Annotated in this window: 12 protein-coding genes and 1 other RNA gene; 8 read left to right on the top strand and 5 right to left on the bottom strand. The window is 60.2% G+C overall.

Annotation, left to right across the window (positions count from 1 at the left end):
* The 7 genes from ACE3OH_RS14935 to ACE3OH_RS14965 form a co-directional block, all read left to right on the top strand.
* Positions 1 to 334 (top strand): hypothetical protein (locus tag ACE3OH_RS14935; protein WP_374354520.1); only part of this gene is annotated, 334 nt, incomplete at its 5' end.
* The gene (locus ACE3OH_RS14940; protein ID WP_374354523.1) at positions 318 to 935 is read left to right on the top strand and encodes a DUF3164 family protein; all 618 of its coding nucleotides are present in this window, start codon (positions 318 to 320) and stop codon (positions 933 to 935) included. The genes ACE3OH_RS14935 and ACE3OH_RS14940, both read left to right, overlap by 17 nt.
* Positions 935 to 1,171, top strand: coding sequence for a hypothetical protein (locus ACE3OH_RS14945; RefSeq protein WP_374354526.1), 237 nt, complete (start codon positions 935 to 937; stop codon positions 1,169 to 1,171). Before ACE3OH_RS14940 ends, ACE3OH_RS14945 begins: the two co-directional genes overlap by 1 nt.
* Positions 1,171 to 1,542 (top strand): HU family DNA-binding protein, encoded by a 372-nt coding sequence (locus ACE3OH_RS14950; RefSeq protein ID WP_374354530.1) that lies wholly within the window; start codon positions 1,171 to 1,173, stop codon positions 1,540 to 1,542. The genes ACE3OH_RS14945 and ACE3OH_RS14950 overlap by 1 nt, the downstream gene beginning before the upstream one ends.
* A 1-nt stretch (position 1,543) precedes the next feature.
* An RNA gene (locus tag ACE3OH_RS14955) (hammerhead ribozyme type II) lies at positions 1,544 to 1,618 on the top strand.
* A gap of 31 nt (positions 1,619 to 1,649) precedes the next feature.
* The gene (locus ACE3OH_RS14960) at positions 1,650 to 2,261 is read left to right on the top strand and encodes a gp16 family protein (RefSeq protein ID WP_374354533.1); all 612 of its coding nucleotides are present in this window, start codon (positions 1,650 to 1,652) and stop codon (positions 2,259 to 2,261) included.
* A complete protein-coding gene (locus tag ACE3OH_RS14965; protein ID WP_374354536.1) occupies positions 2,261 to 2,626 on the top strand; it encodes a Mor transcription activator family protein in 366 nt (121 codons plus the stop codon). Before ACE3OH_RS14960 ends, ACE3OH_RS14965 begins: the two co-directional genes overlap by 1 nt.
* 244 nt (positions 2,627 to 2,870) lie before the next feature.
* On the opposite strand, the gene ACE3OH_RS14970 is transcribed toward ACE3OH_RS14965, so the two are convergent.
* Positions 2,871 to 3,902 (bottom strand): AraC family transcriptional regulator, encoded by a 1,032-nt coding sequence (locus tag ACE3OH_RS14970; RefSeq protein WP_374354539.1) that lies wholly within the window; start codon positions 3,900 to 3,902, stop codon positions 2,871 to 2,873.
* Positions 3,903 to 3,996: 94 nt separating this feature from the next.
* On the opposite strand from ACE3OH_RS14970, the gene ACE3OH_RS14975 reads away from it, so the two are divergent.
* Positions 3,997 to 4,632, top strand: coding sequence for a hypothetical protein (locus ACE3OH_RS14975; RefSeq protein WP_374354542.1), 636 nt, complete (start codon positions 3,997 to 3,999; stop codon positions 4,630 to 4,632).
* A gap of 487 nt (positions 4,633 to 5,119) precedes the next feature.
* Here ACE3OH_RS14975 and ACE3OH_RS14980 read toward each other — a convergent pair whose 3' ends face one another.
* The 4 genes from ACE3OH_RS14980 to ACE3OH_RS14995 all read right to left on the bottom strand — a co-directional run.
* Positions 5,120 to 7,312, bottom strand: coding sequence for a TonB-dependent receptor plug domain-containing protein (locus tag ACE3OH_RS14980; RefSeq protein ID WP_374354545.1), 2,193 nt, complete (start codon positions 7,310 to 7,312; stop codon positions 5,120 to 5,122).
* A gap of 337 nt (positions 7,313 to 7,649) precedes the next feature.
* A complete protein-coding gene (locus ACE3OH_RS14985; RefSeq protein ID WP_374354548.1) occupies positions 7,650 to 8,555 on the bottom strand; it encodes a polysaccharide deacetylase family protein in 906 nt (301 codons plus the stop codon).
* 12 nt (positions 8,556 to 8,567) lie between these two features.
* Complete coding sequence (locus tag ACE3OH_RS14990; protein ID WP_374354551.1) at positions 8,568 to 8,900, bottom strand: hypothetical protein; 333 nt, start codon at positions 8,898 to 8,900, stop codon at positions 8,568 to 8,570.
* A gap of 9 nt (positions 8,901 to 8,909) precedes the next feature.
* Positions 8,910 to 9,312 (bottom strand): NAD-dependent epimerase/dehydratase family protein (locus ACE3OH_RS14995; protein ID WP_374354554.1); only part of this gene is annotated, 403 nt, incomplete at its 5' end.

Below are 9,312 nucleotides of genomic sequence, written 5' to 3' on the forward strand. Positions count from 1 at the left end.
CTTGAAGAGCCATGGCTATCTGTTGGAAATCTTGGTGAGCATGGTGAACAAGGCGGAGGCCAAGGCTGAGACGCGTACAGAGCAAATTCGTCAATCCGGCGGCTATTCGGCTCGACAGGGTGGAGGTTTGCAAGCGCTCACGGCCGTTAGTGAGGCGATGATCAGTCACAGGCAGGGCGGCCCGCCAGACAGCGATGCATGTCAACGGGTGTCTGGCTCGCAAGCGAGTCCGTCTAGCAAGCCAGTCAAACGTGAGATTCCGGCCCATGCCCGTAAAGCATTGGGTCTCGATAAACCGAAGTCGGAGGTAGAAACCGATGGAAGCAATGAATAGTTTGCCGGGGTATTGGCCTGATGCCAGCGGCAATCTGATCCGCGAAGACTTGATCAAGCCCATTGATCGGGAACGTGATGCCCTGGTGAAGAAGCTGGTAGCCGGTGCCAAGGCTGTCAGCACGCAACTGGCCGACTACAAGCTGGCAGCGTTTGCAGATATTGCGGCGCTGGTTGAGCTGTCGGCCGAGCAATACGGTGCCAAAGTTGGCGGCAAGAAAGGCAATGTAACGCTGTACACCTTCGACGGCCGCTACAAGGTGCAGCGCGCTATGGCGGACAGCATTGTGTTTGACGAACGCTTGCAGGCGGCCAAAGCCTTGATAGATCAGTGTTTGGATGAGTGGACCGCTGACAGCCGACCAGAACTTAAAGCGATCATCAATAACGCATTCTCAGTCGACAAGGAGGGCAATCTGAATACCGGCCGCGTGCTGGGGCTCAAGCGCCTGGATATCCAGGATGTACGCTGGCAAAGCGCGATGGCAGCCATTGGCGATGCGGTGCAGGTGGTCGGCAGTAAGGCATATGTGCGGGTGTATGAGCGGGTCGGCGATTCGGATATGTACCGGCCCATTCCGCTCAATGTGGCGGAGGTGTGATGTCACTGACTGCTGAACGCGCTGCGGTGTTAATTGCCGATACGGTACTACATGGGGAGCTGATTGCCCATTTACCCGCTACGGAACAGCAAGCCTTGACAGTAGAGCAGTTGGCCAAGCTGACTAATGCGGAACGTGAATTGCTCGCCGTATTTTCTCTGCGATTGTCGTTCGGCCGAACCCTGGCCATGTGGAAGGAGGCGCTCGATTCCGCTGATGTTGTGAAGTTGCACTGATGATTATTACCGGCTTGGACCGCTTCGGCGATCCCGGCTTTGAAATGGTTTTCCCTATCTACCCCAAGGAGCATGTTGCAATGAATCAAGCCCAATTAATTGAAGCCGTGACCACTCAAACCAGCAACGATGGTCAGGCATTGAGCCGTGCCGATGTCGGGCGCGTGTTGCTTGCGCTTACCGGTGTGGTCCATAGCACGCTACAGGCTGGTGAGGAGATCACCTTGCCTGGCATCGGCAAACTGAAGGTGAAAGATAAGGCCGCCAAGTCGGGGCGCAATCCCAAGACTGGCGAGACGATTCAGATCGCCGCGAAGCGGGTGCCAGCGTTTACTGCCTTGAAGGTGTTGAAGGATGTAGTCACGCAGTAGTTTGCGAAACCACGCACAAAGATCTAGGTGCGTGGTCTACCTGGCGTGGTGTCCGGGTACTGATGAGCAGCCGAGCATATAGCAGTTCGATTAAGGCCTGAAATTCCATGAACAAGTTTTCCAAGGCAGCTGACAAGGTAAAACTGATTCGCCTGGTACATGTTGCCAAACGTGATCTGGCACTGGCCGATGACAGCTATCGCGCCATCATTCGCCAATATACCCAGGGCCGGACTGCGTCGTCGGCAGATTGCTCGGTTGCTGAGCTGGATGCCGTTATTGCACATCTGAAGCAATGCGGATTCAAAGTGCGGGGCAAAGCGGCATCGTCGCCTGCGAGGGCCTTGGCGCAAGAGCCAGTGGATCAGAAGATCCGGGCGCTATGGTTGTTCCTGCATGAGCTGGGTGAAGTACGGGACCCATCCGAAAAGGCGTTGGCTGGCTATGTCAAGCGAATGACCCGCGTGGATGCCTTGCAATGGTTAAACGCTGAACAGACAACATTGATGATCGAAGCGTTGAAGAAGTGGGCTGTGCGCGTTTTGCCAGCGTTGATACGCGAACGGGCTGAAATGGCGCGGCAATACCCTTTACCCGTACATGAACGAGCAGAACTGAATGCGCAGCTACAACGAGCCTTCGAGCGAATGAGTTTCGAGCCAATGCATGCGACCTGGAGCCTGTTGAGCGACATGCTCGCCAGAACGGAGGCGAGATAATGAGCGCAAAGGACGACAGCCTCGGAAAACAGTTGATTGCTGACTTCGAGGCCAGGCTGATCTCGTTGTTAAAGCGAGATGCCGGCATGCCGGAGCAGTCAGCCAGAGAAGCGGCAATCAAGCTGATTGATGATATTCAGCAGGAGTGGGGCGGCGTGCCGCTCTATTTCGCCAAAGGGCACCTGAATCGACTATCTCGCCGGGATCAGGACATTTACACGCGATTCAGCGGTTCAAATTTTCTGGAACTCGCTCGTCAGTACCGCCTTACCGAGCGGCAGATTCGCATTATCGTCGCCAAGGGAAGATTGCTCGAACGCCAGCGCCGCCAGACTGATCTGTTCGAGGCGCAGCAGCCGCAGTAAATATGGCCTCAGCTTATTTTCACGGTATGCAATCGCTTTGCATGTCGACTGTTTCACTACTTCCCGTATTATCCCGGCCAATCCCAATTTTCTCAGGATATGGGGGTGGGTTATCTCACTTCCCGTCACCTGTAGGAGCGGCTTTAGCCGCGATAGCGATGCTAGGACGACACGAATGCCCAAGCGGCGAAGATGCCGGCATTCGCGGCTAAAGCCGCTCCTACACATGCAAGCACCATCACGCTCACACCCGTGCCACCACATCCATCTCCCGCCACAGTCGCGGCGTCGTGCCGCTCCAGCGGCGGAACGCCCGGTTGAACGCGCTTTGCTCGGAATAGCCGAGCAGCAGGGCGATATCGGGCAGGCTCAATCGGGCATCGCGCAGATAGCTTTGCGCCAGCTGCCAGCGGGTGTCTTCCAATAAATCGCGAAACGGCAGGTCTAGTGCGGCCAAACGGCGGCGCAGGGTGCGCTCAGACATCTGCAAGGTCTTGGCGCAATAGGCCAGGCCAGGCTCGCCGGCCGGCAAGGCTTGGCTCAGTACTGCCTGCAAGCGCCGCAGCAGCGGGTCGCGCGCCGGCATGGCGGCGTACAAGGCTTCGACTTGTTGCTCCAGCATGGCTAGCAGGGCCGGGTCGGGTTGGACCAGGCGCTGCTGCAGCAACGAATCGGCAAATTGCAGGCAGGTGCGTTCCTGTTCAAACAGCACCGGGCAACCGAAATACGCCTGATAGGCGCTGTAGTCTGCCGGCGTGGTTTCGACAAAATGCACTGCCAGGGGCTTCAGCTCGCGGCCGGTCAGCTTGCGGGCAAACTGCACCAGGGCGGCTAGGCCGCACTGGTTGGCCAACAGGCCGATATGGCGGGCATCGTCGCCCCATTCCAGCAGCAGACGACCATCGTGCAGGCGCTGGCTGACCGGGCTCACATCGTGCACCAGCCGCTGGTAGCGGATATAGCGGCCGAGCGCCTCGGCCACCGAACTCGATGCCGCCAGCACATAGCCCAGCGGCCCGAGGTGCGCGGCGGTAATGGTGGCACCGACCCTCAAGCCCAGGGTCGGGTCGTCAATCGCAGTGGCGGCGGTTTCCAGTAACTGCCGCCAATGCAGGGCCGGGCAGCTGGCATCCGCCGCTGGCGGCGCTTCGCCGAGTACGGTTTGGGCATCGCGCCCATGGGCGGCAAGGTAGTCGAACAGCAGGCGCACATAGGTGGCGGGAACACTGCCTTCAAGGGCTGCTTTGGCGGCTGGCGGGCGGCGGGTGCGAGACATGGCCGCAAGTGTCAAAAGCCTGGACGCGTCTGTCAAGCCGCGCCAGGGTGGGCAACCTAAGATGGGCACCCCTACAGACACCGGAGAGCCACCCATGCTTGCCCCCCATGCCGCCCAGGCCCAGGCCCTGTTACGCGACCCCAGCCACTTCCAGTGGTATGTGATTCCGCTGCTATTGCTGGTGTTGCATGCCTATGGCGAGCAGGCGGCGGAGCGACGTTGGTCGGTGCTGCTGGCCGGCATGGCCTTCTGGTTGATGGATTGGCTCAATGAAATCGCCAATGCGCTACTGCTGCATGCCACCGGCTTTGCGCCGGCCTGGGCCACGCCGGGTAGCTCGGCTTATGTGATTCTGATCGGCCTGAATATCGAGATCTGCCTGATGTTTGCCATCATGGGCCTGTTCGCCGTGCGCATCCTGCCCAAGGACCCAAGCTTGAAGCTCGCCGGCATCAATAACCGCCTGGTGTTGGCCGCCGTGAATTCAGTGCTGTGCGTGCTGGTGGAATATGGCCTGAATGCCATCGGCGCCCTGACCTGGGAGTGGATCTGGTGGAACCGCAGCGCCCCGTGGCTGATCTGGCTGCTGGGCTATCTGCCATTCTTCCTCATGGCCTACTGGGTACACGATATGGCCTCGCGCCGTCGGCAGATCACCGTTGTCGCAAGTTTGGCTGTACTGGTTGTCAGCGCGTTGTCGCTGTTTGGCGGGCTGCTGCGGTGGATTTGAGCGGAAGGCAGAGGCGGGGCCCAGTCTGCCGCGCACCCGTGGACAACGCGATGTGTTGATGGACTGAGCCCGGCGCCATGCACTACCCTGTGTGCCACACGGCGTTGCAGGGAATCGTAGATGGGAATGTTTATCTGGTTGATCCTGTTGCTACTGATGGCCTGGGGCCTGGCGGACTGGCGGACTGGCAACTTGGCCAGCGTTTCGACAATCAGCCACCGCCTCCAGCGAGCAAGACTGCAGCCAAAAAGGCAGCGCCAGCCAAATCGGCAGCAGCTGCGGCGCCGATCGATAGCGCCGCAGCCGGCAGCGCGCCAGCAGCGACGGAGCAGGCGATGTCAGAGCCGGCAAAGCCAGAGTTGTCAGTACCCCAATTGGATCTGGATGTCGACGAGGCAAGCAAGTCGGTGCCTTGATCGCCGGTGTCAAGCGATGCACCGTGCAAGTCGGCCTTCTCCGCTGACCGATTGGCCGTTTTGCCGCCCGATCAGAATTTCATCTCCAGCTTGGCCGTCCAGGTAGTGTAGGTCTTGCTGCTGGACTGAGCCTGCTGGTTTGCCCCCAGGCCGTCATAGCCACTGGCGCCGTCGTAGTCCTGGTGCAGCAGGTTGGATGCCGCAATGCGCAGCTGCAGCTTGGGGTTGAACTTCCACAGGCCGTATATATCCAGCACCTTTTTGTTTCCGGTGCTGCTGTACTGCTCATTGCTGGTTTGCACTTCGTAGGCCGGCGTCCAGTTCAGATTGCCGCCAAGGGTGAGCGGCAGGCTGCTGAGGCGGTAATCCACGCCGATATTGGCGGTTTGCCTGGGCTGCTGGTCGAGCCGGTTGTTCGGGCCCTTGATGCCATCGACGCTGGACCAGAAGCGGCTGTAATTGCTGCGTACTTCAATGGCCGGTGCATTGTCGAACAACTCAGCCAGCTGGAATTTCGCTTCCAGTTCCATGCCGTAGGCTTGCGCCTTAGCAATATTGACCGGTGAAGCAGTCCAGCGATCGACCTGCAGGCTGGTCTGGCGGCGAATCAGGTTATCGATTTGCCGGCTGAACAGATTGGCGCTGATCAGGCCGTTGCGTTTGAGGTAGTGCTCATAGCCGAGCTCGAAGCCCCAGGCCAGTTCGGGTTTCAGGTCGGGGTTGCCGACCGAGTCGGGGCTGGTGGGGCTATTGAGGTGGGATCGGCTCGGAATGGCAAGCAGGTTGGCCAGCGTGGGCGCCCGGTAGCTGCGGGTGATATTGGCGCGGATCTGGTCGCGCTCGGTATCGGGCAGGCGCCATACCGTATGCAGGGTGGGGCTGAGCACGCTGCTGGTATTGCTGCTCCAGCCGTTTGTGGTTTCGCTACGGGTGCGCACGCCCTCCCAGCGCAAGCCGAAGTAGGCCGCCCAGCGCGGTGTGATATCCCATTCATCCTGCCCGTACACCGCCAGGCGGCGGGTATTGGCGTTGAGGCTGTCACCCAGATCAGTCAGCTGCGGAACACCATTGTCCAGCGACAGTCTTTCCTGGCTGCGCGTACCCCATTCGCCTTCCCAGCCGACACCGAGGGTATGGCCATCGCCGAGCGGTTGGCTGTATTTGCCGCCGATATTGGCGCTGCGATCGTGCACATGGCTGTCGTCGATCTGGGTGCTTTGCAGCTGGCCGGCGCTGCCATATTCCTGGCGCAGTGTATGGCTATTGCTGCTATTGGCGCCGAAGCCGAATTTCACTTCCAGCTTGCTGCCGTCGGCCTGCTTGTGCGTCCAGTTGCCAAAGCCACGGGCAACCGCGCTGTCGCTATCGCCATTGCTGGTGAAACTGGCGTAGGGCGGCGCATCGCCAAGCGGCTGCTGCAAAGTGCCGCTGCTGCTACTGCGTGAATTCATGCGCATGATGAAGGGCTGAAAAGTCAGGCTGTCCTCCTCATCAAAGCGGTAGTTGATGCGCGGCGTGAGAAACAGCCGATTGCTGCGCGATTGGCCGACGTAGTTCTGATGGCGCAGCAGGGTGGGGGCGCCGTTGGCGTCAAAGCCTTCGGTATCGCTGCTTGAGTCATTGGCCTGGCGGCTTTGTTGCACCGAGCCGGACAGGCTCAGCTGCATCTTGTCGAGCAGCAGCGCCTTGGTGAATGACGCTTCCGGCGCCAGCCGGCCTTGTTCGCTGCCAAGCTCCAGGCGTAGCTCGGTCTGCCCCTTGGGCAGGCCTTCGCGCAGCAGGATATTGATGGTGCCGGCAATGGCCTGGGCGCTATGCTCGGCCACCGGGGCGCGGATCACTTCAATACGCTCGATCTGCTCGGGCGCCAGCGAATCGAAGGAAAAACCACGCGGCACCGGCTCGCCATTGATCAGGATCTGCGTATAGCCGCTACCAAGGCCGCGCATGCGGATCTCGCCGCCACGGCCGGGCTTGCCACCAATGGTGACGCCGGGCAGGCGTTTGAGGATTTCACCGACCGAGCTATCGCCATATTGATCGAGCTCTTCGCGGGTAAAGATCAGCTTCGAGGCGGTGGAATTACGACGGATATCGAGATCAGTAGCGCGTTTGCCGGTGACATCGATCTTTTCGGTGGACTGGGCGGCCGGTTTGACTTTGGTGTCGTCACTGGCGGGCTTGTCGTCGGCCAGAGCATGGAGTGCTGCGCTGCAGGCCAGGGTGAACAGGGTGAGGCGGAACGGGAAAGTGTGGCTGGGCATGGCGGATGGGCAAAAATCGCAATGGCGGCACTATGGCAGCGAGATATGTCTAGGCAATGTCGCTGATCTGCGGTTCCGGCCAATTCTGTAAACGTATGTAAGCCTTGGGGGGCAAAAACCCAAATCCCAACCCAAACCTTGAACCACAGAGGACACGGAGAGCACGGAGGGGGCACAGAGCCAAGGCGGGAAGCGCTGGGCGGGCTGATAACGAGTCGGCAGGGGAGTGGCGGATTGGGAGCGTCAATTCACATCAACAGCATTCCTGCTTTTCCTCTGTGCCACCTCTGTGCCCTCTGTGTCCTCTGTGGTTCAAGGTTTTGCGGGTTCAGAATCCTCACACCGCCTGGCTGGCCACCAGGCCGCTGCGGCCGGGGATTTCGGTCATGATGGGGCGGCGGCGTGGCACGGTGTTGCGATCGAGGCTGGCGGCCAGATCGGCGCAGCTGACCAGGGTGTAGCCCTGTGCCTGCCAGCCGGCCAGCAGGCGATCGAAGCTGGCCAGCAGCTTCATGCCTTCCAGCTCGGCATGCAGGGTGTAGACATGGTAACCGTGCTCTGGCGGCGTGGCGGTCAGGGCCAGCAGGTGTTCGTGCACATTGCCGGCATGCCAGCCATCGAGGCCGATCAATTCATCCAGCGTGGGCAGGGTGGTGGGGATTTGCAGCACGCCCATGGTCTGGCCTGCCGCATCCACCGGCAAGAACGGCCCGCCACCCCGGCCGTCCGAGGCGTAATCGAGGCCCAGTTCGACTTCCAGCGCATACGCCGCATCATTCATCTGCCAGCCAGCGGCGCCGTGGGTGCGTGGCTTGCTGCCAAACACCTCGGTAAAACGCTGGGCGGCGCGTGTCATTTCCTTACGCGTCCAGGCTGCATCGCGGCGGGTGACGAAATCCTGCCAGCGGATATGGTCCCAGCAGTGTATGCCCATCTCGAAACCGGCATCGCGCACGCTGCGCATCAGCTCGCCACAGCGCTTGCCGATATCCGGCCCCGGCAACAACGTGCCGTATAGCAGGGTTTTGATGCCGTAGTGCTCGACCACCGAGGTACGCGATACCTTGCCGAGAAAACCGGGCCGGAACACCCGGCGGATGGCGCGACCGGTATGGTCGGGGCCCAAGCTCCAAAGGAAGGTGGCACCGGCGCCGTAATGCTTGAGCACCCGCACCAAGGGCGGCACCCCTTCACGGGTGCCACGATAGGTGTCGACGTCGATCTTCAGGGCGAGTAGGGGCATGGTGCAAACAACTTAGGCAGAATGGGAGTTAGCCACGGATTCCAAGAACGCTCGATGGTAGGAGCTGGCGCGGTCTGCCAGACCGATGTTCGACGCCGCCTTTTCTAGGAGACGCCAACCGCCCGCCCTGCAGTTCAGCCTGCGGTACAGTGCGGCCAGCGCATCCATTGCCGGTTCGAAATCGCCGCGCTCAATCAGCAGGTCTATGGCGATGAGATCACCTAACACATCACTTTGCAGTAGAGCGGCTGCCTGAGTGGCGTGCGCGCGGGCATGCTTTAGATGCGTCTTGGTGATCCATTGCCTTTTTTCGCGCGTGAACTCCGTTTCTGCAGGCCGAGGCATTCGATTGGATCAATTCACCAGATCGCGCGCATCGGCCACATGGTTGCGGTAGGCGTCGAAGATATGGCGTAGCGCGTCCTGCATGGTGACCGACGGCGCCCAGTCCAGATCGGCCTTGGTGTTGTCGATCTTCGGCACGCGGTTCTGCACATCCTGGTAGCCGCTGCCGTAGTAGGCGTCCGAGGTGGTCTTCACCAGTTCCACCTTGGCGGCATTGTCGCGGTATTCCGGGTATTCGGCCGCCAGGGCCAGCATCATGTCGGCCAGCTCGGCAATCGAATAATTGTTGGCCGGGTTGCCGATGTTGTAGATCTGGCGGGTGGCGCGGCCGTCCTTGTTTTCGATGATCTTCATCAGGGCGGCGATACCGTCGTCCACATAGGTGAAGGCACGCTTTTGCTGGCCGCCATCC

The organism is Chitinimonas sp. (genome assembly GCF_041904975.1).
Classification (GTDB): domain Bacteria; phylum Pseudomonadota; class Gammaproteobacteria; order Burkholderiales; family Chitinimonadaceae; genus Chitinimonas.

What these genes read in the sequence shown, in the direction of transcription:
- ACE3OH_RS14940 (WP_374354523.1), top strand. Translation starts at nt 318, where the DNA reads ATGGAAGCAATGAATAGTTTGCCGGGGTATTGGCCTGATGCCAGCGGC.
- ACE3OH_RS14945 (WP_374354526.1), top strand. Translation starts at nt 935, where the DNA reads ATGTCACTGACTGCTGAACGCGCTGCGGTGTTAATTGCCGATACGGTA.
- ACE3OH_RS14950 (WP_374354530.1), top strand. Translation starts at nt 1,171, where the DNA reads ATGATTATTACCGGCTTGGACCGCTTCGGCGATCCCGGCTTTGAAATG.
- ACE3OH_RS14960 (WP_374354533.1), top strand. Translation starts at nt 1,650, where the DNA reads ATGAACAAGTTTTCCAAGGCAGCTGACAAGGTAAAACTGATTCGCCTG.
- ACE3OH_RS14965 (WP_374354536.1), top strand. Translation starts at nt 2,261, where the DNA reads ATGAGCGCAAAGGACGACAGCCTCGGAAAACAGTTGATTGCTGACTTC.
- ACE3OH_RS14970 (WP_374354539.1), bottom strand. Translation starts at nt 3,902, where the DNA reads ATGTCTCGCACCCGCCGCCCGCCAGCCGCCAAAGCAGCCCTTGAAGGC.
- ACE3OH_RS14975 (WP_374354542.1), top strand. Translation starts at nt 3,997, where the DNA reads ATGCTTGCCCCCCATGCCGCCCAGGCCCAGGCCCTGTTACGCGACCCC.
- ACE3OH_RS14980 (WP_374354545.1), bottom strand. Translation starts at nt 7,312, where the DNA reads ATGCCCAGCCACACTTTCCCGTTCCGCCTCACCCTGTTCACCCTGGCC.
- ACE3OH_RS14985 (WP_374354548.1), bottom strand. Translation starts at nt 8,555, where the DNA reads ATGCCCCTACTCGCCCTGAAGATCGACGTCGACACCTATCGTGGCACC.
- ACE3OH_RS14990 (WP_374354551.1), bottom strand. Translation starts at nt 8,900, where the DNA reads ATGCCTCGGCCTGCAGAAACGGAGTTCACGCGCGAAAAAAGGCAATGG.